Annotated in this window: 27 protein-coding genes and 1 tRNA gene; 19 read left to right on the top strand and 9 right to left on the bottom strand. The window is 53.8% G+C overall.

The genetic code is table 11. The features are described 5' to 3' along the window. Window positions 1-149 precede the first annotated feature (149 nt). From flhB to bglB, 5 genes are all read left to right on the top strand, one after another. Window positions 150-1301: a flagellar biosynthesis protein FlhB gene (gene flhB / locus FND52_RS02285; protein ID WP_125292169.1), complete on the top strand. Its 1152-nt coding sequence runs from the start codon at window positions 150-152 to the stop codon at window positions 1299-1301. Next, window positions 1294-3372 (top strand): flagellar biosynthesis protein FlhA, encoded by a 2079-nt coding sequence (gene flhA / locus FND52_RS02290; protein WP_144129190.1) that lies wholly within the window; start codon window positions 1294-1296, stop codon window positions 3370-3372. The genes flhB and flhA overlap by 8 nt, the downstream gene beginning before the upstream one ends. Continuing rightward, window positions 3372-3764 (top strand): flagellar protein FlhE, encoded by a 393-nt coding sequence (flhE, locus tag FND52_RS02295; RefSeq protein ID WP_144129191.1) that lies wholly within the window; start codon window positions 3372-3374, stop codon window positions 3762-3764. Before flhA ends, flhE begins: the two co-directional genes overlap by 1 nt. Window positions 3765-4041: 277 nt before the next feature. Beyond that, the gene (locus FND52_RS02300) at window positions 4042-5598 is read left to right on the top strand and encodes an MFS transporter (protein WP_125292166.1); all 1557 of its coding nucleotides are present in this window, start codon (window positions 4042-4044) and stop codon (window positions 5596-5598) included. 10 nt (window positions 5599-5608) lie between these two features. Then, window positions 5609-6748 carry a beta-galactosidase BglB gene (bglB, locus tag FND52_RS02305; RefSeq protein WP_144129192.1) on the top strand — a complete coding sequence of 380 codons (1140 nt, stop codon included), beginning with the start codon at window positions 5609-5611 and terminating at the stop codon, window positions 6746-6748. 42 nt (window positions 6749-6790) lie between these two features. Here the strand turns inward: bglB and FND52_RS02310 are convergent, their stop codons facing one another. Continuing rightward, window positions 6791-7375: an NUDIX hydrolase gene (locus tag FND52_RS02310; protein WP_144129193.1), complete on the bottom strand. Its 585-nt coding sequence runs from the start codon at window positions 7373-7375 to the stop codon at window positions 6791-6793. Window positions 7376-7463: 88 nt separating this feature from the next. Between FND52_RS02310 and FND52_RS02315 the strand changes: the two genes are divergently transcribed. After that, window positions 7464-8219: a DeoR/GlpR family DNA-binding transcription regulator gene (locus FND52_RS02315; protein ID WP_144129194.1), complete on the top strand. Its 756-nt coding sequence runs from the start codon at window positions 7464-7466 to the stop codon at window positions 8217-8219. 196 nt (window positions 8220-8415) lie between these two features. Here the strand turns inward: FND52_RS02315 and FND52_RS02320 are convergent. After that, window positions 8416-8503, bottom strand: a tRNA-Ser gene (locus FND52_RS02320). 203 nt (window positions 8504-8706) lie between these two features. Between FND52_RS02320 and ghrA the strand changes: the two genes are divergently transcribed. From ghrA to FND52_RS02340, 4 genes are all read left to right on the top strand, one after another. Continuing rightward, window positions 8707-9648: a glyoxylate/hydroxypyruvate reductase GhrA gene (ghrA, locus tag FND52_RS02325; protein WP_144129195.1), complete on the top strand. Its 942-nt coding sequence runs from the start codon at window positions 8707-8709 to the stop codon at window positions 9646-9648. Window positions 9649-9735: 87 nt separating this feature from the next. Further along, complete coding sequence (locus tag FND52_RS02330; RefSeq protein ID WP_144129196.1) at window positions 9736-10473, top strand: phosphatase; 738 nt, start codon at window positions 9736-9738, stop codon at window positions 10471-10473. A 19-nt stretch (window positions 10474-10492) separates the two neighbouring features. Next, entirely contained in the window at window positions 10493-11044 is a 552-nt protein-coding gene (locus FND52_RS02335) for a TorD/DmsD family molecular chaperone (protein ID WP_144129197.1), read from the top strand. 103 nt (window positions 11045-11147) lie between these two features. After that, a complete protein-coding gene (locus FND52_RS02340) occupies window positions 11148-11636 on the top strand; it encodes a DUF1097 domain-containing protein (RefSeq protein ID WP_125292159.1) in 489 nt (162 codons plus the stop codon). A gap of 29 nt (window positions 11637-11665) precedes the next feature. Here the strand turns inward: FND52_RS02340 and csgG are convergent, their stop codons facing one another. The 4 genes from csgG to csgD are packed head-to-tail and all read right to left on the bottom strand — an operon-like array spanning window position 11666 to window position 14013. Further along, the gene (gene csgG / locus FND52_RS02345) at window positions 11666-12499 is read right to left on the bottom strand and encodes a curli production assembly/transport protein CsgG (protein ID WP_125292158.1); all 834 of its coding nucleotides are present in this window, start codon (window positions 12497-12499) and stop codon (window positions 11666-11668) included. A 23-nt stretch (window positions 12500-12522) separates the two neighbouring features. Beyond that, window positions 12523-12939, bottom strand: coding sequence for a curli production assembly/transport protein CsgF (gene csgF, locus FND52_RS02350; protein ID WP_125292157.1), 417 nt, complete (start codon window positions 12937-12939; stop codon window positions 12523-12525). A gap of 30 nt (window positions 12940-12969) precedes the next feature. Then, the gene (gene csgE / locus FND52_RS02355; RefSeq protein ID WP_125292156.1) at window positions 12970-13359 is read right to left on the bottom strand and encodes a curli production assembly/transport protein CsgE; all 390 of its coding nucleotides are present in this window, start codon (window positions 13357-13359) and stop codon (window positions 12970-12972) included. Window positions 13360-13362: 3 nt separating this feature from the next. After that, a complete protein-coding gene (gene csgD, locus FND52_RS02360) occupies window positions 13363-14013 on the bottom strand; it encodes a biofilm master transcriptional regulator CsgD (protein WP_125292155.1) in 651 nt (216 codons plus the stop codon). 772 nt (window positions 14014-14785) lie between these two features. Between csgD and csgB the strand changes: the two genes are divergently transcribed. The 6 genes from csgB to FND52_RS02390 all read left to right on the top strand — a co-directional run bounded on the left by csgB (window position 14786) and on the right by FND52_RS02390 (window position 18667). Beyond that, window positions 14786-15241, top strand: coding sequence for a curli minor subunit CsgB (gene csgB, locus FND52_RS02365; protein ID WP_125292154.1), 456 nt, complete (start codon window positions 14786-14788; stop codon window positions 15239-15241). 39 nt (window positions 15242-15280) lie between these two features. Continuing rightward, complete coding sequence (locus tag FND52_RS02370; RefSeq protein ID WP_125292153.1) at window positions 15281-15772, top strand: major curlin subunit CsgA; 492 nt, start codon at window positions 15281-15283, stop codon at window positions 15770-15772. Between the two features lie 54 nt (window positions 15773-15826). Further along, a complete protein-coding gene (gene csgC, locus FND52_RS02375; RefSeq protein WP_144129198.1) occupies window positions 15827-16156 on the top strand; it encodes a curli assembly chaperone CsgC in 330 nt (109 codons plus the stop codon). Between the two features lie 179 nt (window positions 16157-16335). After that, window positions 16336-16647 (top strand): type 1 fimbrial protein, encoded by a 312-nt coding sequence (locus tag FND52_RS02380; protein WP_144129199.1) that lies wholly within the window; start codon window positions 16336-16338, stop codon window positions 16645-16647. Between the two features lie 57 nt (window positions 16648-16704). Beyond that, on the top strand, window positions 16705-17247 hold the full coding sequence (ymdB, locus tag FND52_RS02385; RefSeq protein ID WP_125292150.1) for an O-acetyl-ADP-ribose deacetylase: 543 nt from the start codon (window positions 16705-16707) through the stop codon (window positions 17245-17247). Next, window positions 17180-18667 (top strand): phospholipase D family protein, encoded by a 1488-nt coding sequence (locus FND52_RS02390; protein WP_144129200.1) that lies wholly within the window; start codon window positions 17180-17182, stop codon window positions 18665-18667. Before ymdB ends, FND52_RS02390 begins: the two co-directional genes overlap by 68 nt. Here FND52_RS02390 and mdoC read toward each other — a convergent pair whose 3' ends face one another. Continuing rightward, window positions 18668-19828, bottom strand: coding sequence for a glucans biosynthesis protein MdoC (mdoC, locus tag FND52_RS02395; protein ID WP_144129201.1), 1161 nt, complete (start codon window positions 19826-19828; stop codon window positions 18668-18670). Between the two features lie 271 nt (window positions 19829-20099). Between mdoC and mdoG the strand changes: the two genes are divergently transcribed. The 3 genes from mdoG to FND52_RS02410 all read left to right on the top strand — a co-directional run bounded on the left by mdoG (window position 20100) and on the right by FND52_RS02410 (window position 24462). Next, window positions 20100-21635 (top strand): glucans biosynthesis protein MdoG, encoded by a 1536-nt coding sequence (gene mdoG / locus FND52_RS02400; RefSeq protein ID WP_125292497.1) that lies wholly within the window; start codon window positions 20100-20102, stop codon window positions 21633-21635. Next, window positions 21628-24162 carry a glucans biosynthesis glucosyltransferase MdoH gene (gene mdoH / locus FND52_RS02405; RefSeq protein ID WP_144129202.1) on the top strand — a complete coding sequence of 845 codons (2535 nt, stop codon included), beginning with the start codon at window positions 21628-21630 and terminating at the stop codon, window positions 24160-24162. Before mdoG ends, mdoH begins: the two co-directional genes overlap by 8 nt. 72 nt (window positions 24163-24234) lie before the next feature. Beyond that, window positions 24235-24462 carry a YceK/YidQ family lipoprotein gene (locus FND52_RS02410; protein WP_125292146.1) on the top strand — a complete coding sequence of 76 codons (228 nt, stop codon included), beginning with the start codon at window positions 24235-24237 and terminating at the stop codon, window positions 24460-24462. 1 nt (window position 24463) lies between these two features. Here FND52_RS02410 and FND52_RS02415 read toward each other — a convergent pair whose 3' ends face one another. Next, window positions 24464-24838, bottom strand: coding sequence for a MysB family protein (locus FND52_RS02415; protein ID WP_125292145.1), 375 nt, complete (start codon window positions 24836-24838; stop codon window positions 24464-24466). 138 nt (window positions 24839-24976) lie between these two features. Next, the gene (locus tag FND52_RS02420) at window positions 24977-25897 is read right to left on the bottom strand and encodes a Kdo(2)-lipid IV(A) acyltransferase (protein WP_144129203.1); all 921 of its coding nucleotides are present in this window, start codon (window positions 25895-25897) and stop codon (window positions 24977-24979) included. Between the last annotated feature and the right edge of the window lie 211 nt (window positions 25898-26108).

The raw sequence follows: 26108 nt of genomic DNA on the forward strand, positions 1-26108 counted from the left end.
GACAAGACTGTTATGTGAGATCGGCGGGGGTACCGGCACGCGTGACTTAATTTAAATCCTGAATTCCTCGCGTTTCCATCCGCTTTTCTGGCGATTGAATCCGGGCGTTGTTACGCATAATGGCGCTATGACATTACGGAATCTCCATTGTGGCTGAAGATAGCGACCAGGAAAAAACAGAGGCCCCCACACCCCACCGACTTGATAAGGCGCGTGAAGAGGGGCAGATACCCCGTTCCCGTGAACTGACCTCACTGCTGATGCTGCTGGTGGGGATCAGTATTCTGTGGATCGGCGGGGAGCCTGTCGCCCGCAGACTGGCGGCGATGCTCACCGCTGGCCTGCATTTCGATCACAGCATTATCAATGACCCTGGCCTGATTGTCAGTCAAATCAGCAGCCTGATAAAACAGGCGATGCTGGCTCTGTTGCCGCTGCTGGTGGGTCTGGTGCTGGTGGCGATGGCCGCACCGATGCTGCTGGGCGGCGTGCTGTTCAGTGCGAAATCCCTGGCGTTTAACCCTGGCAAGCTCAACCCCATCGCCGGGATCAAACGACTGTTCTCGTCCCAGGCGCTGGCGGAACTGGTCAAGGCGGTGCTGAAAGCCACGCTGGTGGGCAGCGTCACGGCCTGGTATCTGATGCACAACTGGCCCGAGATGCTGCGGCTGATGAGTGAAGCGCCTATCGCTGCGCTGAGCAACTCCCTTAATCTGGTGGCGCTGTGCGGCTTGCTGATCGTACTCGGCCTGATCCCGATGGTCGGGTTTGACGTGTTCTGGCAAATCTACAGCCACATCAAAAAACTGCGCATGACCCGTCAGGATATCCGCGACGAATTTAAAGACCAGGAAGGCGACCCGCACGTCAAAGGGCGCATCCGCCAGCAGCAGCGTGCCGCCGCGCGTCGCCGCATGATGGCCGACGTGCCAAAAGCCGACGTGATCGTGACTAACCCGACCCATTACGCCGTGGCTCTGAAATACGACGAAAACAAAATGAGCGCGCCGAAGGTACTGGCGAAGGGCGCGGGCCTGGTAGCGTTACGCATCCGCGAAATTGGCAATGAACACCGCATTCCGATGCTGGAAGCCCCGCCGCTGGCGCGTGCGCTGTGGCGTCATGCTGAAATCGGCCAGCAGATCCCCGGCCAACTGTATGCCGCCGTGGCGGAAGTGCTGGCCTGGGTATGGCAACTGAAACGCTGGCGCATGGCTGGCGGACTGATCCCCAAGAAACCGCAAAACTTACCGGTGCCCGAGGCACTGGACTTTATGAACGAGAAGGACACCGATGGCTAATCTGGTGGCGATGCTGCGCCTGCCCAGCAATATGAAAACAACGCAATGGCAGATTCTGGCCGGGCCGGTTCTGATCATGCTGATCCTGTCGATGATGGTATTGCCGCTGCCGGCTTTCGTCCTCGATCTGCTGTTCACTTTCAACATCGCCCTGTCGATTATGGTGCTGCTGGTGGCGATGTTCACCCAGCGCACCCTGGAGTTTGCGGCGTTCCCGACAATCCTGCTGTTCACCACCTTGCTGCGCCTCGCGCTCAACATCGCCTCCACGCGTATCATCCTGATGGAAGGCCATACCGGCGGCGCGGCGGCGGGTAAAGTGGTTGAAGCCTTTGGTCACTTCCTGGTGGGCGGTAACTTCGCGGTGGGGATCGTGGTGTTTATCATCCTGGTGATCATTAACTTTATGGTTATCACCAAAGGTGCAGGGCGTATCGCGGAAGTGGGCGCACGTTTTGTGCTCGACGGCATGCCGGGCAAACAGATGGCGATCGATGCCGACCTCAACGCCGGGATTATTGGCGAAGACGAAGCCAAAAAGCGCCGTTCCGAAGTGACCCAGGAGGCCGATTTCTATGGCTCAATGGACGGTGCCAGTAAGTTCGTGCGCGGCGACGCCGTCGCGGGGCTGTTGATCATGGTTATCAACATCGTCGGCGGCCTGCTGGTGGGTGTGATTCAGCACGGGATGCCGATGGCACAGGCGGCGGAAAGCTACACTCTGCTGACCATCGGCGATGGCCTGGTGGCGCAGATCCCGGCGCTGGTGATTTCTACCGCCGCAGGTGTGATCGTGACCCGCGTCAGCACCGATCAGGACGTCGGCGAACAGATGGTCGGCCAGCTGTTCAGCAACCCGCGCGTGATGTTGCTCAGCGCCGCCGTGCTCGGGCTGCTGGGCCTGGTGCCGGGCATGCCGAACCTGGTGTTCCTGCTGTTTACCGTGGCGCTGTTGGGCCTGGCCTGGTGGATGCGCGGACGCGAAACCGCAGAGGCTCCCGCGCCGCTGCAGGTGAAACAACCTGAGAACACCCAGGCGGTGGAAGCCACCTGGAGCGACGTTCAACTGGAAGATCCGCTGGGCATGGAAGTGGGTTACCGGCTCATCCCGATGGTGGATTTTCAGCAGGACGGCGAACTGCTGGGCCGTATCCGCAGTATTCGTAAAAAGTTCGCCCAGGACATGGGCTTCCTGCCGCCGGTAGTGCACATCCGCGACAATATGGATTTGCCTCCGGCGCGCTATCGCATTCTGATGAAGGGCGTAGAAATCGGCAGCGGCGACGCCTATCCGGGCCGCTGGCTGGCAATCAACCCCGGCACCGCCGCAGGCACGCTGCCGGGCGAGCAAACCATTGACCCGGCTTTCGGCCTGGCGGCGATCTGGATTGAAAGCGCCCTGAAAGAGCAGGCGCAGATTCAGGGCTTTACCGTGGTGGAAGCCAGTACCGTGGTGGCGACGCATCTCAACCATCTTATCGGACAGTACGCGCCGGAACTGTTTGGCCGCCAGGAGGCGCAGCAGCTACTGGATCGCGTCACCCAGGATATGCCGAAGCTGACCGAGGATTTAGTGCCGGGTGTGATCACCCTCACCACGCTGCATAAAGTGCTGCAAAGTTTGCTGGCCGAAAAAGTGCCGATCCGCGATATGCGCACCATTATTGAAACCCTGGCGGAGCACGCGCCGCTGCAGAACGATCCCCATGAACTGACCACCGTGGTGCGCGTCGCGCTGGGCCGCGCCATCACCCAGCAGTGGTTCCCGGGCACTGGCGAAGTGCAGGTAATCGGTCTGGATACGGCGCTGGAGCGTCTGCTGCTGCAAGCCCTGCAGGGCGGTGGCGGGCTGGAGCCAGGCCTGGCAGATCGCCTGCTGGAACAGGCGCAGGAAGCGTTGCAGCGCCAGGAGATGTTAGGTGCGCCGCCGGTGCTGTTGGTGAACCACGCGCTGCGCCCGCTGCTGTCGCGCTTTTTACGCCGCACGTTGTCGCAGCTGGTGGTGCTCTCTAACATGGAATTGTCGGAAAACCGCAATATCCGTATGACCGCGATTATCGGAGGTAAATAATGCGCCTGTTGGCAGGATTAATACTGCTCGCGCCGCTGCTGTCTCACGCGGCGGAAGGCGCATGGCAGAGCAGCGCCGTGGGAGCGACGCTCTCCTGGCGCGGCCAGGCGGTCTCATCACCGCCGTTGGCACCTTCGCAGCCGGTGGACGGCTTAATGACGCTGGTCGCCTGGCGCTACGAGCTGGCTGGCCCAACGCCCACCGGATTGCAGGTGCGGCTGTGCAGTACTAACCACTGCGTGCCGATTGAGGGGCAGGGCGGAACAACCTGGGGGTTCAATAACATCGCGGCCAGTGAACCGCTGCGTTTTATCTGGGAGGTTCCCGGCGGCGGCAAACTGTTCCCGGTGCTGCGGGTGCGATCCAACCAGGTCATTGTTAACTACCGCTAAGCCTGGTTTTGAACGCCTGACTCCCCGCCATGGCGGGGTCTATTTTTTTCTCTGTCCATTTCAATACATTTGTCCGATAAAAACGAACCGTTGTTTCACAAAATGGAGTGTTAAGCGGGCATTCCGGGTATTTTTGCCACCTTTTGTAAAGCTATGGCGGAATTACAAAGGTTTCTGTCCCTCTCTGATTTTACTTTAGGCATGAAAGATTTCATGCAGACCCCTCACAGGGCCGTGACTTGCAATCTCCCTTATTCTTTGTAACGGGTTGACGGCAATGACAAAACGTAAAATTGGACTGGCAAACTATCTGGCTTACGGCTCAGGGGATTTCCTGGGCGCGGGAACCACCGCCCTGACCGCCGCATGGCTGCTGTACTTCTACACCACCTTTTGTGGGCTCACGCCGGTTGAGGCGACCTTTATCTTTGCGATGGCGAGGGTGCTGGACGCGGTGGTGAGTCCATTGATGGGTTTCCTCACCGATAACTTCGGCTCGACCTGGCTCGGTAAACGCTTTGGTCGGCGCAAATTCTTTATCCTGCTCGGTATTCCGCTGGTCTTTAGCTACACCTTTATGTGGGTAGGAGGGATGAGCTACGGGTATTACCTGGCGACCTACCTGATTTTCGATGTGGTTTACACCATGATCCTGGTGCCATATGAAACCCTGGTACCGGAAATGACCGATGACTTTAAACAGAAAACTAAGTTTTCCGGCGCGCGGATTTCGATGGCGCAGCTCTCGGCAATCCTGGCCGCCTTCCTGCCGGGCATCCTGCTCAATACCTTCGGTAAGGACAACGCCCTTTCCTTTTTCTACGCCAGCGTGGTGTTCGCCACCCTGTGCGCCATCGTGCTCACCCTGGTGTGGTGCTTTACCTGGGAAAGGCCGCGCGCGGAGTGGACCGAAGCGGCGCTGCGTGCGGAGCAGGAAAAGAAAAGCCTGACCTTCCTGCAAAGCATGAAGCGGTTGAATATTGAATTGACCTCGACGCTGCGGATTAAAATATTTCGTCAGCATCTGGGGATGTATCTGGGGGGATACATTGCCCAGGACGTGTTTAACGCCGTGTTTACCTGGTATGTGGTGTTTGTGCTGATGCAGAGCGCCTCGCTTGCCTCCAGCCTGATGGGCGCTATGGCAATCATGCAGTTTATCGCGGTGATCGCCATGATCCCGCTGTGCATCAAATTTGGTCCGGCACCCTCTTATCGCGTAGTGGTGGTGCTGTTCGGCCTGAGCGCTATTTCCTACGGCGTGCTGTGGTATGCCGGATTAAACGATGTGTTTGCGCTGCTGTTGCTGGTATCGGGGATCGCCGGACTGGGACGCGGCGGCATCAACTATGTACCGTGGAATACGTACACCTATATTGCCGACGTGGATGAGGCGATCACCGGCCAGCGTCGCGAAGGGATTTTCGCGGGCATTATGACTCTGACCCGCAAGGCATCCCAGGCGGGGGCGGTGATGCTGGTAGGAATCGTGATGCAGATGTCCGGGTTCGTTTCCGGACAAACCACGCAACCTCCTGCCGTGAGCCAGACCATCCTGTTAATTTTAAGCGGCGGTACGGTGATGGTTCTGGCCTGCGGTTTCCTGATCTCCCTGCGTTTCAGGCTTAACCTGCACACCCACAGTATTCTGCGCGAGGAGACGGCAAAAATGCGCCTCGCCAATCGCCCGGTGCCGGAAGCCATTACCCCGCAGGCGCGTGCCACCGTCGAAATGCTGACGGGTATGCCGTATTCAGCGCTATGGGGCAATAACAATATTGGCTATCTGAACCGCCATAAACCCGCCATGGCGCGCCCCGTCACTCCTTATTAAGGCAAAACGAATGATTATTTACCCCGTAAAACATAGCCCGCTGTTGCGCCAGCCTGAGCGCATCATCTCCCGGGACGAACTGAAAGATCTCATTCATAAAGTGACCGATAACCTGATTCATATTCGCGATGACACTGGCCAGTTTCTGCTGCGGCTGGATGACGGGCGGGTGATTGATACCAAAGGTTGGGCAGGGTGGGAGTGGACACACGGCGTCGGGCTGTACGGTATCTGGCAGTATTACCGCCAGACCGGCGATGAGGGGATGTGCCAGATTATCGACGCCTGGTTTGCCGACCGCTTTGCCGAGGGGACAACCACCAAAAACGTCAATACCATGGCACCGTTTTTGACCCTGGCGTATCGCTATGAAGAAACGCGTAATCCAGAATATCTCCCCTGGCTGGAAAGCTGGGCCGAATGGGCGATGTACCAGATGCCGCGTACCGACTATGGCGGTATGCAGCACATTACCCTTGCCGAAGAAAATCATCAGCAGATGTGGGACGACACGCTGATGATGACCGTTCTGCCGTTGACTAAAATTGGCAAATTGCTTAACCGGCCAGAATATGTTGAAGAGGCGACCTATCAGTTCCTGCTACACGTACAGAATCTAATGGACCGGGAAACCGGGCTGTGGTTCCACGGCTGGAATTATCAGGGGCGGCATAACTTTGCGCGTGCGCGCTGGGCGCGGGGTAATAGCTGGCTGACCATCGTCATTCCCGATTTTCTTGAACTGGTGGATTTTCCGGAGCACAGCGCGGTACGCCGTTATTTAATCCAGGTACTGGAGAATCAGGTGGCGGCGCTGGCGAAGTGTCAGGACGAAAGCGGCCTGTGGCATACTCTGCTGGACGATCAGTACTCGTATCCTGAAGCTTCCGCCACGGCGGGTTTTGCCTACGGGATCCTGAAAGGGGTGCGGCAACGCTATCTGCCGAAGCGCTATGCGGAGGTGGCGGAAAAGGCGATTGCTGGGATCGTGGAACATATCTCCCGCGACGGTGAGCTTCAGCAGGTGTCGTTTGGCACCGGAATGGGGCATGACCTGGCGTTTTACCGCAACATTCCGCAGACCTCAATGCCGTACGGGCAGGCGATGGCGATACTCTGCCTGACGGAATTTTTACGTACTTATTATTAATGACCGGAATGTTAACGCCCATCGCAGGATGGGCGTTATTGGTTACATCACCCCTTCGAGCGCCAGGTACTGTAGCAGCATAATGGTTTTGGCATCGACGATTCTTCCCTGCTTAATCGCAGTTAAGGCGTCATCAAAACCCAGCTCGACGGTTTCGACGTCTTCACCTTCCTCTTCAATACCGCCGCCCGTGCCGGTGAACTGGCTGGCATCATATTCGGCAATAAAAAAGTGCAGCTTTTCGGTCACGGAGCCGGGGCTCATAAACGCCTCAAACACTTTCTGCACATTGTCGAGACGATAGCCGGTTTCTTCTTCCGCTTCGGCTTTGATGCGCGTCTCCGGGTCCAGATTGTCCAGCAGCCCTGCAGCGGCTTCCAGTAAAAAGCCATCGTGATTATTAAGAAAGGCCGGGAGGCGGAACTGGCGCACCAGTATCACGCTGCGTTTTTCCCGGTTATATAACAGGACCGTCGCCCCGTTGCCCCGATCGTAGGCTTCGCGGCTTTGTTGTTGCCAGCTGCCGTCGCGGCGTAAGAAATCGAAGGTGTATTTTTTCAGGACATACCAGTCATCGGATAGCGTCTGGCTGTCGATAATACGAATTCGCGCATGTTCAGATTGCATTTTGCCCCCTCCATCAGTAAGTTTGCACGATAACGCGCACATTCGTGTATAGTCAAACGTATTCGTGCAATATCGTGCAAGGGGATTTATGCTCACTCCACAACGTAAAAAGAAGATCCTCGAATTGCTTGCCGCACAGGGGCAGGTGCTTTCGAAGCAGTTAAGCGAAACTTTTGCCGTATCCGAAGATACTGTTCGCCGGGATTTACGGGAGCTGGCTGCGGAAGGGCTGTTGCAGCGGGTACACGGCGGCGCGCTGCCGGCTTCAGCCGCTATCGCCACTTTTGCGGAACGCAAAAATCTGTCGCTGGACATCAAACAGCGGCTTGCCCGCAAGGCGGCGGAACTGATATTGCCGGGACAGGTGGTGCTGATTGACGGCGGCACCACCACCGGCGAACTGGTGAAGTGCCTGCCGCTGGATTTACATATTACCGTGGTCACCCATAGCCCGGGGATTGCGCTGGGGCTGATCGACCATCCACATATTGATGTGGTGTTAATAGGCGGGCGGCTTTATAAGCACTCGATTGTGACTGTCGGGGCCGCCACGCTGGAAGGGCTGGCAAAAATTCATGCTGATGTATGCTTTTTAGGCGTGACCGGCGTCCATGCCGAGGCGGGGCTGACGACCGGCGATTTTGAGGAGTCGTGTATTAAACGCGCCCTTGCGGGCCGGGCTGCCGAAACGATTGTCATGGCGTCCCCGGAAAAGCTGAATACCGCTTCTCCCTGGGCGATAGGCGATATTTCGCTGGTGAATACGCTGGTGGTGGCAAAGGAAACGGAGGAGCAAGTGCTGCGGCCATTTGCGGAGCGGGGAGTCGGGGTGGTGACGGGGTAGGGAGGGTGCGTTAGTTACAACATACTTTATATTAATGATGATTTAGCGCGGCATTGGTGTTGTTTACGGTTTTTGAGACATTAGTGGGTTGAGGTAGGGAAAAGGTGGTCAAACCCCGGTCGGGGGTTCTCATCCCCCCCGGCACGGAGTTGAAAAGAAAAAAGCTCATACTTTCGTATGAGCTTTTTTCAAAATATGGCGGTGAGGGGGGGATTCGAACCCCCGATACGTTGCCGTATACACACTTTCCAGGCGTGCTCCTTCAGCCACTCGGACACCTCACCATATTGTCGTCCCGTTCTGTCCGGGACGGGCGCTAATGTAGGGAAATCCTGCTGCGCCGTCAATCAACTTTTCGCGTTATTGCGCGCGTTTAATCAAACTTCAAACAACCTGCTTCTTAAAACAGCAAATTGATGAAATTCAGGGCAATGCGCCTTGCATCTGCTATGGTTTGCCGCGATCCTGGTATAAAAGAGGAGACGCTATGGACATCATTTTTTATCACCCCACCTTTGATACGGGGTTCTGGCTCGATAAATTACATCAGGCGCTGCCGCAGGCTCGGGTGCGTGAGTGGAAACCCGGCGATAGTGACCACGCAGATTATGCGCTGGTTTGGCACCCGCCCGTTGAAATGCTCAGCGGGCGCAAAACCCTGAAAGCCGTATTTGCGCTGGGCGCGGGCGTGGATTCCATCCTCAGCCAACTGCAAAAGCATCCCGATATGCTGCCGCCGGGCGTGCCGCTTTACCGCCTCGAAGATACCGGTATGGCTCTGCAAATGCAGGAGTATGCCGTAAGCCAGGTGCTGCACTGGTTCCGACGCTTCGATGATTACCAGGCGCAGAAGCAGCAGGGCGTCTGGAACCCGCTGGATGACTATACCCGTGAAGAATTTACCATCGGTATCCTTGGCGCAGGCGTTTTAGGCGGCAAAGTCGCGGAAAGCCTGGTCGCCTGGGATTTCCCGGTGCGTTGCTGGAGCCGCAGCCGCAAAAATTATCCCAATGTCGAAAGCTTCGCAGGCCAGCACGAGCTGGACGCGTTTCTCTCCGGCACCCGCGTGCTGATTAACCTGCTGCCGAATACGCCAGAAACTGTCGGCATTATTAATCGTCAACTGCTCGATAAACTGGCGGATAACGCCTGTGTCATCAACCTGGCGCGCGGCGTTCACCTGCTGGAAGAGGATTTACTGGCTGCGCTGGATAGCGGCAAACTTAAAGCGGCAATGCTGGATGTGTTCAGCCGCGAGCCGCTGCCCGCCTCAAGCCCGCTCTGGACGCATCCGCGTGTGACGATTACCCCGCATGTCGCCGCCGTGACCCGTCCGGTGGAGGCGATCGCCTATATCAGCCACACCATAAGCAGCCTCGATCGCGGTGAGATCCCCGCCGGTCAGGTGGATCTGAAACGCGGCTATTAACAGCCCGCCCGGCGGCTCTCGCCGGGCATTTCGTGAGCTTCAACGCTGAAACTGGTATCCTTAGTGAAAACGCAAGAGGAGAAAACCATGTATCCCGTTGACCTGCATATGCATACCGTCGCCAGTACTCACGCTTACAGCAACCTTCATGACTATATCGCTGCGGCAAAGAAAAACGGCATCAAGCTGTTTGCTATTACCGATCACGGCCCTGACATGGCGGATGCGCCGCACCACTGGCACTTTATTAATATGCGTATTTGGCCACGCGTGGTGGATGGCGTAGGGATTTTGCGCGGCATTGAAGCCAATATCAAAAATACCGCTGGCGAGATCGACTGCACTGGCCCGATGCTGGATGCGCTGGATTTTATTATCGCCGGTTTCCACGAGCCGGTGTTCCCGCCGCAGGATCGCGACACCCATACCGAAGCGATGATCGCCGCCATGGCGAACGGGGACGTGCATATGATTAGCCACCCCGGCAACCCGAAATTCCCGGTGGACATTGACGCCATCGCTGAAGCGGCCGCGAAGCATCAGGTGGCGCTGGAAATTAACAACTCGTCCTTTTTACACTCCCGCAAGGGAAGCGAGGCCAACTGTACCAGGATCGCCGCTGCCGTGCGTGACGCAGGCGGCTGGCTGGCACTCGGCTCTGATTCCCATACGGCGTTCACCCTGGGTAATTTTGAGGAAAGCCTGAAAATTATCCGCGCCGTTGATTTCCCGGAAGAGCGCATTCTTAATGTCACGCCGCGCCGTTTCCTGAATTTCCTTGAATCACGCGGCAGGGCGCCAATCCCTGAATTTGCTGATTTCTAATCCCATCCATGGAATGTTTATGAACGAATTTTCTATTATTTGCCGTCTGTTGGGCTCTCTCTATTACCGTCACCCCAGCGATCCGGTCATGGCACCGATTTTTACCCTGATTAAAGAGGGAAAACTGGCGCAAAACTGGCCGCTGGAGCAGGACGATCTGCTGGCGCGGTTGCAGAAAAGCGTGGACCTGCCGGCATTGACGGCAGACTACGATGCGCTGTTTGTCGGTGAAGCGTGCCGCGTGCCGCCCTACGGTTCGCAATGGCAGCAGGAGAAGCAGGAAACGGATGTCCGGGCCTTTCTGCAAACTCGCGGCATGCCGCTGGGTGAAACGCCTGCCGATCATATCGGCACGCTGCTGCTGGCTGCCTCGTGGCTGGAAGATAATGCCGCAGACGACGAGAGCGAAGCGCTGGAAACCCTGTTCGCCGACTATCTGCTGCCGTGGTGTGACACTTTCTTTGGCAAAGTGGAGGCGAACGCCACTACCGCTTTCTGGCGCACCCTTGCGCAGCTATCCCGCGAAGCCGTACTGGCAATGTGGGATGAGTTGACCGAAGAGGGTGAATAAGAGTGATTTGAATCACATTATTAATGTAACAACACAATTCAAATTACAAATTATGTGCGGCATATCTCACCAGTAGCCAGGGCTTCTGATAAGATACGCTGCCATGAACATACTCATTTCTTTAGCACTGACGACAGGCATCCTCTCCGGCCTTTGGGGTTGGGTGGCGATTTCACTGGGTCTGATTAGCTGGGCGGGCTTCCTGGGATGCACCGCCTATTTTGCCTGCCCGAAAACCGGCTTTAAGGGCCTGTTGATGACGGCCTGCACGTTGTGCAGCGGCGTGCTGTGGGCACAGGTGATCATTCATACCAGCGCGATGGCACCGCAGTTTTCTGTGCTCGGCTATGTCATTACCGGCGTGGTGGCGTTCCTGATGTGCGTTCAGGCCAGGCATCTGTTGCTGTCGTTTGTACCGGGCACCTTTATTGGTGCCTGCGCCACCTTTGCAGGGCAGGGGGACTGGAAAGTGATAGTCCCATCATTACTGTTAGGCTTGCTGTTTGGTTTCGCTATGAAAACCAGCGGTCTCTGGCTTGGCAGCCGTAGTGAGAAAAAAGCCCTGGCGCAAAACGAAAAAAAACCAGCCTGAGCTGGTTTTTTTTATTGGCGCGGTAGCTATCAGGATTCTGGCGGTGTCGCCATATCCCGGTACTTCGCCAGCACTTTGTTGTTCATGTCAGCCGGGTTTTGCAGATCCCACAACCCGCGGTTAATCCCGTCATTCACCAGATAGATCACGCCGGTTTCAATGGCGGACATCAGGCACATCATGACAGGCTCATTCGAGGTGTAACCCATCTCACCTTCCAGCAGGCGTTGATAATCAATGAAGCGGAACACCCCAGCCTGGACTTCATAGGAAAGTATCGTTTTGCTGGTATTCACCGATGACAGCACTTCACCCGTGCTCACGTTGACCACGCGTAAGTTCACGGCAATCTGGTCGAGCTGATACTGCGTATCCGCACCGATCCCAAAGTAACGTGCCCCGACGCCGCCAGATTTAACGTTGCTTTCATAACCGATAATCGAGCCTTCGATCATGATATTCGCCGCGCGCAGCGAATCGAGCGGCTGACGGTTATTCGGTGCGACGGTGCCATTTTCCTGCGCGGCGCGGATAATTTTGCGCTCGTTAAGCAGGTTTTGCAGACCCTGGCGTTCAAGTGGCACAAACCACTTCGAGTCTTTTAATGCGGTCACCAGCATCGAGGTGGCGCTCTGCGGTACGGCGGTTGAGAAGTTACTTGCCGGGTACGGCTTAAACTGCCCGGTTTCATCCTGAATGTTATACACCGACACATAAAGCTTGCCTTTTGGATCGGGGAGCTTCACCAAATCGCGATAGCTTTGCGCGCGGGGCATCAGAGTGGGTTTTGCCGCTTCTTTTGGGGGAGCGGTTAAACAGCCACTTAATAACGTCACTGCCAGAAGTAAAAGTAAGCGCTGCATGATAAGAATCCTTTTTAACCGGGTTATTCTGTGCCGGAGCTGTACTGTAATCCCGATACCTCGATGACAGAGGTTCTACCGGTCTTACGGTCGGTGACGTTCAGCTGCAACTGCCCGTCGCGGTTCCCGATATCGACAATGTAGTCGCTGGTCACCATACGGCCCGGTTTGCCAGTACTAATATTGGACATCAGATTACCCAGCACTTGCGACTGCAACGCCTGACTGAAGCTGTCCAACGCCGTCGGCGCTTCATAGCCTAAATCGTCGTCATAACTGGGATCTTTATACGAGTTTTGCGCCTGCGCGCTGTTTAATAAAAAAGCGCCGTTATTCGGGTTACCGCCAAAATTCGGGTTGCGGAATTGAAACGTCATATTTCCGCCCCACGACAGTGGCGCAATTAACATCAACGAAATCATGCCGTATGCGAGACGCATGTCAGCCTCCTGAATAGGTTTTATTGAGAATTAAAATTCATCGCTGGTTAAATCACCGGTACTCAATAACACTTTATCTATTTGACGACGCTGCAATGCTTCCTGTGTCTGCGCAAGTGCAATATCGACGTTTTGGTCAAAGTCTCGTTTTGTAGGGAACAGAAAGAGTTGGAATAGCACTTCCTGATCCAGAGTAATGGTTATCCAGCTTCCCCAACGGGCGCTGGGCCTTTCATTTATTGATAAGTTTCCAGGATATGAACTTTCCCATTTATGGCTAAATTCACGATAAAAATCATGACCAATAGACGAAACGGTACGGTCGGTTAACAATCCCGGGACTTCCACTTCTACGGCGTGTGCAGTCGTAGTGGCCCAGAAAATTCCACAGGCCACCAGTAAAAGTTTAAGGTTTTTCATGGCTTATCGCCTGAGGTTATCGTTCGCCCACGAAACAGCTTGAGTACGGTTTTTTACCGCAATCTTCTTAAACAAATTATAAAGATGGGTTTTAACCGTGTTTTCGCTAATAAATAAGGCCTGAGCGATTTCAATATTTGAAGCGCCGACGCGTAATTTATTAAGGATCTCTTTCTCACGATGCGTAAGCAGCGTAGATTCACCGCCGTTGTAACGATAATTACCCGAGTGAGTAATCAAATAACTGGCAAGCTTTTGCGAAAAATAGCATTCGCCGCGCAGCACGCCTCGCATCCCTTCGATAACGCAGGACTGGTCTTCATGGGCGTAAAACACCCCATGAATATGCGGCCAACCCTCGATTTCTCGAAACGGATATTCATCGGGTGTATTCAGTAACACAATCTTGAGATTGATGTTCTTGCGGCCTAAATTATCCTGCCAGTATTGAATCAGCTTCTTATCAGCTTCCATCATATCAAGCAGAATCAAACTGTTAGCTGCAATATCATCAACGGAGCGCTGAATGTTATGCAGTTTGCCGTTTATTCCAAGAGATGATTTTAAATGCTGTAATAACGCTGTCGCCTGTAAAGACGGTTTAGTAATCAAGAACAACGTTTGGCCATGCATGCTCTGGACTTCACTGTACATGATGAAACCCCACTGTTTTTTATATTGACACCTGGCAGCTGGGCTGAATAGATATTCAGCCCACCAGAAGTACTGCCAAATGCTGCACTGCTGTGTATAGAAAAATAATCAATCATCCCCGGAGAGGGTGATGAAAAAGAGAGACATTTATTTGTACTGCTGAATTCAATCTAGCCATTACTAATCTTAAATCAAGTGTTAAAGATGTTACAGAATGTAAAATGGAATATACAAATGTTAATTTGATGATTTTAGAAATGACAAAATTAATAGAGAAGTTGTACATTTTTAATGATTTGCATCATTTTAAAAATCATACAAATAATTTTAAGTTTATGATTGTAATGCGTTTTTCTATTTATCATTCAAAATGTATTACCTCTAATCCGCGGAGTCACCCTGGCAGCAAGGAGGCTTTAGCGTTTGTATAGATAATGAGTTTGTCGTGACAGAATCTTCAGCAGTTTTTTTTGACAGGCTTCTCGTCGCTGTTTTTTACCGCTTCGCTTGCTAATCAGGGTTGAATCTTTGCTTTCCCTGCTGTCAGCTGTTACTAAAAAAATATTTTGCTTCTTTATTACCTGCTCTCATTCTCATACTTTTTCGTGACGGAATAAGAAAAAATACGACTCGCGGGTGAGATATTAAATATGTTTCCCCGGACATACTCTTCTCCGTAACGCAGCAATAACATTTTGTTAGTTGTGTTTACAAATTAGAAATGATTGAAAGGATAATTGTATTAATTATCCTGCCAGCCCAAGGTGACAACATGAAAAACAAATTGTTGTTGATGATGTTGACTATATTGGGTATGCCCGCTGTGGCTTATTCATATAGTAATGATCTTGCGGCAGCAGAATATAACTTTGCTGTGAATGAATTAAGCAAGTCTTCATACAATCAGGCAGCGATTATTGGTCAAGACGGTTCTCATAATAGAGCCGATACTCGCCAGGATGGCCATAAACTGCAAACCGTTGTTATGCAAAATGGCACGGGTAACAGAGCAAATGTAGACCAATCAGGAAATTACAATCTGGCGTATGTCTCTCAGGACGGTTTCCGTAATGATGCGGATATACAGCAGAATGGGTTCGGTAATAGCGCGATTGTTATTCAAAAAGGCTCGAATAACAGAGCGAACGTTACCCAATATGGTACGCAAAAAACCGCAGTTGTTGTTCAAAAGAACTCGTTTATGAATATACGCGTTACACAACGCTAATTCTGAGCGACTTAATATCAATCCGATGGGGGTTTTACCATGAAATTATTCAAAGTGGCAGCAGTTGCAGCATTAGTGGTTATCTCTGGCAGCGCAATGGCAGATCGTAATGACTGGCGTCCTTCTCAGTCTGGTGCTGAGTTGAAAATTTATCAGGACGGCGCTCATCACGTTGTGAATTCAGTTCAGACTGGTGCTGATGGCTCCCTGGTGGATATTAACCAAACGCATTATAACAACTTCGCGAATGTTCAGCAGTCTGCTAAAGACAGCAACATTTGGCTGGATCAGGATGGTGTGAAAAACACCGCCGATATTAAACAGCCTGGCGGTTTTGGCTCTGATACCGATGTTACCCAGAAAGGTAACTACAACGCTGTGAACGTGAACCAGAATGCTATCCGTTCTGATATCACTATCAGCCAGCGCGGTAACTCTCACTACGCTAACGTTGTTCAGACCGACAACTACGCATCAGCCGACGTCACTCAGCGCGGTTACAATAACTTCGTGAATGCTGCTCAGTACTAATCGTACAACGCATTAAGAACAGGGCTTCGGCCCTGTTTTTTTTGGAGGTCAGTTATGTACACCATGGTGTTACTCGTCGCGCTCACCAACCAAATCGTATTTGACGCCCAACAGCAGGGCTCTATCTGGACCATCGTACCGCAGGTGATGCTGACCCAGGACTGCGAATGCCAAATCCAGCTTGAGGCCATACGCAAAGGCACCTCCGGTAATAGCAACACTCGTCAACACTCTCGCGCGCATATAAAAGGCAACGAACCTTATTCGGTATCGCGTCTGGCCATCAATGTCGATCCGGGCGATGACCTCACCATCCTCGTGACCGTCAGCGACGGTAAAGCCATCAACCTCAGACAACAGTGGTCCCCGCCGGGAATTTTATAAGTTATCCAGTCGATAATTAAAGTTGCACTGTTTTTTGCCGTTAGATCTCCTAAGGCCAATCTTGCTGATAACTGTGTAATTCTGTTCATAATATTAACAATATGTTAAATATGTTGAATTATAGTTAAGCGAGGACCTTTCACGTCTTCAGGATGAAGCGCTTATGAGGAACTGCAAAAATGCTGATGCGTTCAGTGCTGTCACTGTGTTGTTTGTCCTTTTTCTCGTGCTCTTTAGCGGTGTTTAGCGCTTCAGCCGCCGATGGAGTGATTCATTTCAGAGGTTCAATTGTTGAGGAAGGCTGCGATTTTTCACACAGCCAGCGTCAATTCAGGGTGGTATGCCCTGTCGGTACCAAACGCGTCACCCAGACCTTCGCGGTGGCTGATATCAATTCCGCCAAAATCAAAAGTAATGTACCGGCAAGCGTCCAGCTTCACTATCTGGATGAGCGTAAAAAATTAGCGGTTATTAACGTCGTCTATCACTAACTCAGACCCGGCCTAACGGATGTTCTACAATCATTACTGGGTATGAAGGAGGCGGCAATGAAATCCAGAATAGAGGTTGTGCAGGGTGATATCACCCGAATGACCACTGACGTCATCGTCAATGCGGCAAACTCGTCCCTGATGGGGGGTGGCGGTGTCGACGGCGCTATTCACCGTGCGGCAGGCCCGGCACTGATGGAGGCCTGTATGCAGGTACGCCAGCAGCAGGGTACATGTCCTACGGGCCATGCGGTAATCACTGTCGCGGGGAATTTGCCGGCGAAAGCGGTGGTCCACACCGTTGGTCCGGTCTGGCGCGATGGCGATGCACATGAAGCGCAACTCTTGTCTGACGCTTACCGAAACAGCCTGCAGCTGGTGTGCGACAACGGGTATAAAAGCGTAGCGTTTCCGGCAATCAGCACCGGGATCTACGGATATCCAAAACCGGCGGCAGCAGAAATCGCGGTTAACACGGTTTCAGACTATCTTACCCGGCACGCTTTACCGGAGCAGGTATACTTTGTCTGCTATGACGAAGAAAACACCCGACTTTACCAGCGCTTACTTGCGCAACTCTCACCCGAACAAGACGCATAATACGCGTCTTGGGCGAGCTATCGCCCCAAAAACTCAGGCGCATCCCGACTATAGCGGCGTGCATCCATTGGCTGATAGCCTGGATGCCTTCGCCGCCCGCTATCTGCTGGCAGAAATGGCGGAACAGACGCTGGATGTGCAGTATTACATCTGGGAAGACGATATGTCCGGGCGGTTATTATTTAGCGCGCTGCTTGACGCTGCCAAACGCGGCGTGTGGGTACGGCTGTTGCTGGATGACAACAATACCCTCGGCATGGACAGCGCGCTACGGCTGCTAAATTCACATCCGAATATTGAAGTTCGCTTATTTAATCCTTTTTCATTTCGCACCCTGCGAGCGTTAGGTTATCTCACTGATTTCGCGCGACTGAACCGCCGGATGCACAATAAAAGTTATACCGTCGATGGAGAGGCCACCATTATTGGCGGCCGCAACGTGGGCGACGCCTATTTTGGCGCAGGGGACCAGCCGCTGTTCTCCGATCTGGATGTGCTGGCTGTCGGGCCAGTAGTAAAGCATGTCAGTGATGATTTTGAACGCTACTGGGAATGCGCGTCGGTTTCGACTCTGGAAAAAGTGCTCGATGTTAATGAGCACGAAATCGAGCAGCGCGTTCAGCTGCCACAGGAGTGGCAGCAGGATCCGGTGGCGCAATCCTATCTCGATAAACTCGCCACTACCCAGTTCGCTACCCACCTGGACGCCGGGACGCTCTCTATGATTTGGGCGAAGACGCGTCTACTGAGCGACGATCCGCGTAAAGGGGAGGGCAAAGCACGCCGGCATTCGCTATTACCGTTACGGTTGTTAAACGTTATCGGCGAACCAACAAAGCAGCTCGATATTATCTCTTCGTACTTTGTCCCGACCCGCGCGGGCGTGGCGCAGCTGCTGATGCTCAAACGCAAAGGCGTTAATATCGCTATTCTGACCAACTCGCTGGCCGCCAACGACGTAGCGGTGGTGCATGCGGGCTATGCGCGCTGGCGTAAAAAACTGCTGCGCCATGGAATTGCACTTTATGAGCTCAAACCCGGCCCGCAAAAGGAACGTGTCCAGCATGACCGGGGCTTGACCGGGAACTCGGGATCCAGCCTGCATGCCAAAACCTTCAGCGTTGATGGCAACCACGTGTTTATTGGCTCGTTTAATTTTGATCCACGCTCTGCCATGCTGAACACCGAAATGGGGCTGGTCATTGAAAGCCAAAAACTGGCACAGCAGATCCATACTCGCTTCACTCAAAGCCAGCAGGAAGCCGCGTGGACGCTACGTCTCGATCGCACCGGACGGTTAAACTGGATTGAACAGCGTGACGGCAAGGAAGTGGTGTTAACCCGGGAGCCGCAAACCCGCTTCTGGCAGCGGGTACTGGTGACGCTGGCTTACTGGCTCCCGGTGGAGTGGCTGCTGTAATTATTTGCTTTGCGCGACGGCGTCGGGCCGCTTATTTTGCGGCTTGCCGGAAAACAAAAAGCGCAGTAAGGGAATGCGCAGGTGAATTTCATATAACACCAGCGCGATGCCGATAACAAACACCAATCCACTGATAAAACCAAGGGTATTAGACGTGATATGTGGCGTGATATAAGCGCCATAGAATAGCGTCAGCGGATGATGCACCAGATAGATAAACAGCGAAGCATTGACGAAATAGGTGACGCGTGCCGACTGGAAATTAAGGACACGGTAGCCCAACGAAAACACCACGTTCACCATCCATAATCCCAGCACCATAGTGATGACATATTCCGTTTCGTACATCCAGGCATCGCCGCTGCCGTAACGCTGGTTAGCCAGATAGGCGGCAAACGCTACAGCCGCGCCCAGCGTGCAGCCGCGCGACGGCAGGATGAATAACTGCTTAAGGTTTTGGTGCTTAAACGCCAGCGCACCGAGGATAAAAAATGGCGCATAAAACAGCGTTTGCATAACAATAAAATTAAACAGCCCGTCACTTAAAATAGGCGAATAAACAATAAAAAGGGTACGGCGAATTAGCGCATAAACCAGCCCGAGGAAAAAGAAAATAATTGAGAGTTTTCCTAAGGTGATATTTTGCAACCAACGAACACGCCCTGAAGCGATCCCGCTGGATATATTCTTAAACAAAATTAGCCCAATGCTGGTTAATACCACCAGAACCAGTAAAAACCACAAATGCGAGATGAGTTCCCAGGCCAGTGTATTATATTTTTCGTAGCCGCTCAGGGTATGCCATTTATCCGCCTGGCCCTTAACGTATTGCAGCATAATAAATTGTGGCAGGGTGAGCAGGGGGATGGCGGTCAACATGGGAATGCCCACGCGTTCGACGCGCACCTTCCACCATTTTGGCCGGGGGTAACGCAGGAATAACATGTATGAAAAATAACCGGAAATTACAAAGAAAACCTGCATCCGAAAGGCGTGAATGAAGTCGTTGAACAGGGTCAGCCACCATGAGGGTGCGACGCTGTTTACGTGCCAGTGATGGCTCGAATAGATTAATGAAATGTGGAACGGGATCCCCAACAGCATTAACCAGGCGCGGATAGAATCCAGAAAATATTCTCGCTGTACTGTCGTCGTCTTCATATAACTCCGCAAACTCTCGGACTTTTCGTCTTATCGCTATGTGCGTATGTGGGTAAATTCGTCGGCAACCCTACACCAACTCCTGGTAAGTGTCTCCAGGTTTAACTCGCAAAACGAATCCCTGCGCCCGCAACTGTATAAACCCTGAGCCAGCGGGATGAACAAAGAGGGGATTATGTTGTCGGAAAGCCTGAGTTTCCATTAAAATGGATCGGATTGATTTAAGCACACAAAGGGGGATGTGCTAATTAATATGAAAATTAAACCACAGATGTTGAAATTGCACTGGTTAGGCGCGGCAGTGATGTTGTCCTTTTATACCACCTCGGTTTGGGCATTCTCCATTGACGATGTCGCAAAACAGGCCAAATCATTAGCTGATAAAGGCTATGAAGCGCCAAAAAGCAATCTGCCGTCCGTTTTCCGCGACATGAAATACGCGGACTATCAGCAGATCCAGTTCAATCATGACAAAGCCTACTGGAACAACGTTAAGACCCCATTCAAGCTCGAATTTTATCATCAGGGCATGTACTTCGACACGCCGGTCACCATCAACGAAGTGACCGCAACCGCGGTGCGTAAAATCAAATACAGCCCGGATTACTTCAATTTCGGCAACGTCCAGCACGACAAAGACACTGTAAAAGATCTCGGTTTCGCTGGTTTCAAAGTGCTTTATCCGATCAACAGTAAAGATAAGAACGACGAAATCGTCAGCATGCTGGGTGCCAGCTACTTCCGCGTAATTGGTCAGGGCCAGGTTTATGGCCTTTCGGCACGTGGTCTGGCTATTGATACAGCATTGCCTTCCGGTGAAGAGTTCCCGCGCTTTCGTGAGTTTTGGATCGAACGGCCAAAACCCACCGACAAACGTTTGACCATCTATGCGCTGCTGGATTCGGCCCGTGCGACCGGCGCGTACCGGTTTGTGATTATGCCTGGCCGCGATACCGTGGTAGATGTTCAGTCAAAAGTTTACCTGCGCGATAAAGTGGGCAAACTGGGCGTTGCGCCATTAACCAGCATGTTCCTGTTCGGGCCGAACCAGCCATCCCCTGCGACTAACTACCGCCCGGAACTGCATGACTCAAACGGTTTATCTATTAAAGCCGGCAACGGCGAATGGATCTGGCGTCCGTTGAACAACCCGAAACACCTGGCTGTTAGCTCTTTCAGCACCGAAAACCCGCAGGGCTTTGGTCTGTTGCAGCGTGGCCGCGAGTTCTCGCGTTTTGAAGATATCGACGATCGTTACGACCAGCGCCCAAGCGCGTGGGTCACCCCAGTGGGTGAATGGGGCAAAGGTAAAGTCGAGCTGGTAGAAATCCCGACTAACGACGAAACCAACGATAACATCGTTGCCTACTGGACGCCGGACCAACTGCCGGAGCCAGGTAAAGAGATGAACTTCAAATACACGATTACCTTTAGTCGTGATGAAGACAAGCTCCATGCGCCGGAAAGCGCATACGTTACCCAGACCCGTCGTTCCACTGGCGATGTGAAGCAGTCGAACCTGATCCGTCAGCCGGACGGCACCATTGCGTTCGTGGTGGATTTCGCTGGCCCGGAAATGAAAAAACTGCCGCCGGAAACGCCGGTGACCGCGCAAACCAGCATTGGCGACAACGGTGAAATCGTTGAAAGCGCCGTGCGCTATAATCCTGTCACCAAAGGGTGGCGGATGATCGTGCGCGTCAAGCTGAAAGACGCCAAGAAAACCACTGAAATGCGTGCCGCGCTGGTCAATGGCGATCAGACGCTGAGTGAAACCTGGAGCTATCAGCTACCTGCCAATGAATAAGTCTACCCCCTATATTGAGGCGCTGCCGCTTTCCGCCCAGGCGAAAGCGGCGCTGGCGGAAAATACTGCCGAGCTGCGTGATGTGCATCATGCGCTCGGCGAGCCAGGCTTTACCGTTTCCCGCGATGACGATTCACCGCTGGAGTCTGTTCAAAAACGTCTGGAGATGAGCTGGCCCGATTCTCTGTCTGAAGGACAGTTAATCAAAGATGATGAAGGGCGCACCCAACTGCAGGCGATGCCGAAGGCTAAACGCTCTTCAATGTTCCCGGACCCCTGGCGTACCAACCCGGTTGGGCGCTTCTGGGATCGCCTGCGCGGTCGTGAAGTCGCGCCGCGCTATCTCTCTCGCCTGACCAAAGAACAGCAGGCGTCCGAGCAAAAGTGGCGTACCGTGGGCACCATCCGCCGTTACATCCTGCTGCTGCTGACCCTGTCACAGACGGTGGTCGCTACCTGGTATATGAAAACCATTCTGCCGTACCAGGGCTGGGCGCTGATTAATCCTGCCGATATGTTTGGCCAGGATCTGTGGGTGTCATTCATGCAGCTGCTGCCGTATATCCTGCAAAGCGGCATTCTGATCCTGTTCGCTATCCTGTTCTGCTGGGTATCGGCAGGGTTCTGGACGGCGCTGATGGGCTTCCTGCAACTGTTGATTGGCCGGGATAAATACAGTATTTCCGCTTCAACGGTGGGCGATGAACCTATCGATCCGGCGCATCGTACCGCGCTGATCATGCCGATCTGCAACGAAGACGTGGATCGCGTTTTCGCTGGCCTGCGGGCGACCTGGGAGTCAGTCAAAGCCACCGGGCAGCAACAGCATTTCGACGTTTACATCCTGAGCGACAGCTATAACCCGGATATCTGCGTGGCCGAGCAAAAAGCCTGGATGGAATTGATCGCCGAAGTACAGGGCGAAGGGCAGATTTTCTATCGCCGCCGCCGCCGCCGTGTGAAGCGTAAAAGCGGTAACATCGACGATTTCTGCCGCCGCTGGGGCAGCCAGTACAGCTATATGGTGGTGCTGGATGCCGACTCGGTAATGACCGGCGACTGTCTTACCGGCCTGGTGCGCCTGATGGAAGCGAACCCGAACGCCGGGATCATTCAGTCTTCCCCTAAAGCCTCCGGCATGGACACGCTGTACGCCCGTTGCCAGCAGTTCGCGACCCGCGTTTACGGCCCGCTGTTTACCGCAGGTCTGCACTTCTGGCAGTTAGGTGAATCGCACTACTGGGGCCATAACGCCATTATCCGCGTCAAGCCGTTCATTGAGCACTGCGCCCTTGCGCCGCTGCCAGGTGACGGTTCGTTCGCCGGGTCGATTTTGTCCCATGACTTTGTCGAAGCTGCGCTGATGCGTCGTGCGGGGTGGGGCGTATGGATCGCCTACGACCTGCCGGGTTCCTATGAAGAGCTGCCGCCGAACCTGCTGGATGAGCTGAAGCGCGACCGTCGCTGGTGCCACGGCAACCTGATGAACTTCCGCCTGTTCCTGGTAAAAGGCATGCACCCGGTACACCGCGCGGTGTTCCTGACCGGCGTGATGTCTTATCTCTCCGCGCCGCTGTGGTTTATGTTCCTCGCGCTGTCTACGGCATTGCAGGTGGTGCACGCGTTGACCGAACCGCAGTACTTCCTGCAACCGCGCCAGCTGTTCCCGGTGTGGCCGCAGTGGCGTCCGGAACTGGCGATTGCGTTGTTTGCCTCGACCATGGTGCTACTGTTCCTGCCTAAGCTGCTGAGCGTGCTGCTCATCTGGTGCAAAGGCTCGAAAGAGTACGGCGGATTCATGCGTGTGACGGTGTCACTGCTGCTGGAGGTGCTGTTCTCAGTACTGCTGGCACCGGTGCGTATGCTGTTCCACACCGTGTTTGTGGTAAGCGCATTCCTCGGCTGGGAAGTTGTCTGGAACTCACCGCAGCGTGACGATGACTCCACCCCATGGGGCGAAGCCTTTATGCGTCACGGTTCGCAGCTGTTGCTGGGCCTGGTCTGGGCGGTAGGTATGGCGTGGCTCGACCTGCGCTTCCTGTTCTGGCTGGCACCGATTGTGTTCTCGCTGATCCTGTCGCCGTTTGTATCGGTGATTTCCAGCCGCGCTACCGTGGGTCTGCGTACCAAACGCTGGAAACTGTTCCTGATCCCGGAAGAGTACAATACGCCGCAGGTGTTGCTGGATACCGAACGCTATTTGCATCTCAATCGCGAACGTACCCTGGATGACGGCTTTATGCATGCGGTATTCCATCCGTCGTTTAACGCGCTGGCAACGGCCATGGCAACGGCGCGCCACCGCGCCAGCCAGGTACTGGAGATCGCCCGCGATCGCCACGTCGAGCAGGCACTGAACGAAACGCCGGATAAACTTAACCGCGACCGCCGTCTGGTACTGTTAAGCGACCCGGTCACCCTGGCGCGTCTGCACTACCGCGTGTGGGCCGCGCCAGAGAAGTATTCTTCCTGGGTTTCGCATTATCAGGGGATAACGCTTAACCCCAGCGCCCTGAAAACGCGCTAAACTGTTCTGCAATGTAAAAAGCCGGCCACCAGGGCCGGCTTTTTTATCCCTAAGACTGACAGGAATTATTGAATGCGCGCTGTTGTTATCATTCTGGCCGCGCTGCTGTTAAGCGGCTGCGGCAGCATTATTAGCCGAACCATACCCGGACAGGGGCACGGCAACCAGTATTATCCCGGCGTACAGTGGGATGTCAGAGACTCTGCGTGGCGGTACGTTACCGTGCTCGATCTGCCGTTTTCGCTGGTATTCGATACCCTGCTACTGCCGATTGATGCGAGTCACGGCCCGTACGAATAACCTAGCGTTCGTCCCACTCGTCCGCTGCTGCCCGGCCTTCCTCGGTATCCAGCGGCGGTTCCAGCTGGAATTCACCCTCATCCCATTCGTGGAGGGTATTTTCCTCCAGCCACTCCTGGCGCAGCTCGATTTCGTCAAAATCACCGTCAAACACGCTCTGAGCGGCTTCACCGGTTAACACCGGTAGACACTCGCCATCCTCGCTATCGTCGGCAAAAAACTCAGCCTGCCACATAATATCGCCATCCTGCAGGATGTATTTCTGGATATTAAGCTGCTGTATGTTTGCCTCGTCTTCAGCGATCCCGGGATTATCCGCAAGGAACTCTTCGCGAGCGGCGTCAATGGCTTCTTCAAGTGTGGCGTACATAGACATGGCAATCTCCCTGTGTGCATGGGCTTTTCAGGAAAGAATAGACGAATCTGACAATTTGCCAGTATGAATGTGAAATTTTATTGCTGAAATATCAGAGAGTCGCCACAACGCGGCGGCAGTTCCCTGCCGCCGGGAGGATCAGTAACGCGAGGGCACGCCTTCAGGGCGCGTTTTAAACCGGCGGTGCAACCACATGTACTGCTCCGGAGCCATCATAATGCAGCGCTCCACCACGCCGTTCATCCAGCGAGCGGTCTCTTCGGCGGTTTCCAGCGGCGGATTGCACTCCGGCTCAAGGATCACCATTTCATACCCTGAGCCATCCGGCTTGCGGCGCGGCACAAACGGCACTACGCAGGCCCGGGACATTTTCGCCAGCATCCAGGTGCCGGTAGTGGTCGCGGCCTGTTCGACGGCGAAAAACGGCACAAACACGCTGCTGCGCGGGCCGTAATCGTGGTCCGGCGCATACCAGATGATGTCGCCGTTTTTCAGCGCCCGCACCATGCCTTTGAGATCTTTGCGATCGATCATCGCCTTATTGGAACGCATCCGCCCCCAGGTTTGCAGCCAGTCGAGCAGGGGATTGTCGTTGGGGCGATACACACCGATACCCGGGTTATGGATCCCGAAAATCCGCGCGCCCAGTTCCAGCGTCAGAAAGTGAACGCCAATCAGCAGCACGCCTTTACCCTGATCCTGCACCGCTTTGATATGCTCGGTGCCGGACACATCGAACCAGCGTTCAACGCGCCAGGTGGGCCAGAACCAGGCCATACCGGTTTCCATCAGGCCCATGCCGACCGATTCAAAGTTTTTCACCACCATCTGATGGCGTTCCGCGTCCGATTTTTCCGGGAAGCACAGCTCAAGGTTACGGTACGCAATGCGCGCACGGCGCTTCATAAAGCGCATCGCCAGGCGGCCTATACCGCAGCCGAGGCGATAAATCACCGGGTAGGGCAGCAGAACCACCAGCCAGAGCACACCAATGCCCAGCCAGTTCAGCCAGAAACGGGGATGAAGCAGACGACGCGAGAATGTGGGTAATTGAGTCATGAATTTCCTGAATGACAAATCGAGAAACTATAGCGCCTATTGTGGCATTAATTTTTCCCGGGGCCAAAAATCTCAGAGAGTTAGCCGGGGATGCCGTTGGGTTTGTTGAAATAAGGGTGCAAATGTAGCGCAGATTGTGTGGATGTAAATTAGTGTTAAATGCTATATCATGCCGCGCGATAAATTTCCCTTACCGATTGCAGGAACGAAC

It is taken from the genome of Atlantibacter subterraneus, from assembly GCF_007570865.1.
GTDB classification, from domain to species: Bacteria; Pseudomonadota; Gammaproteobacteria; order Enterobacterales; family Enterobacteriaceae; genus Atlantibacter; species Atlantibacter subterraneus.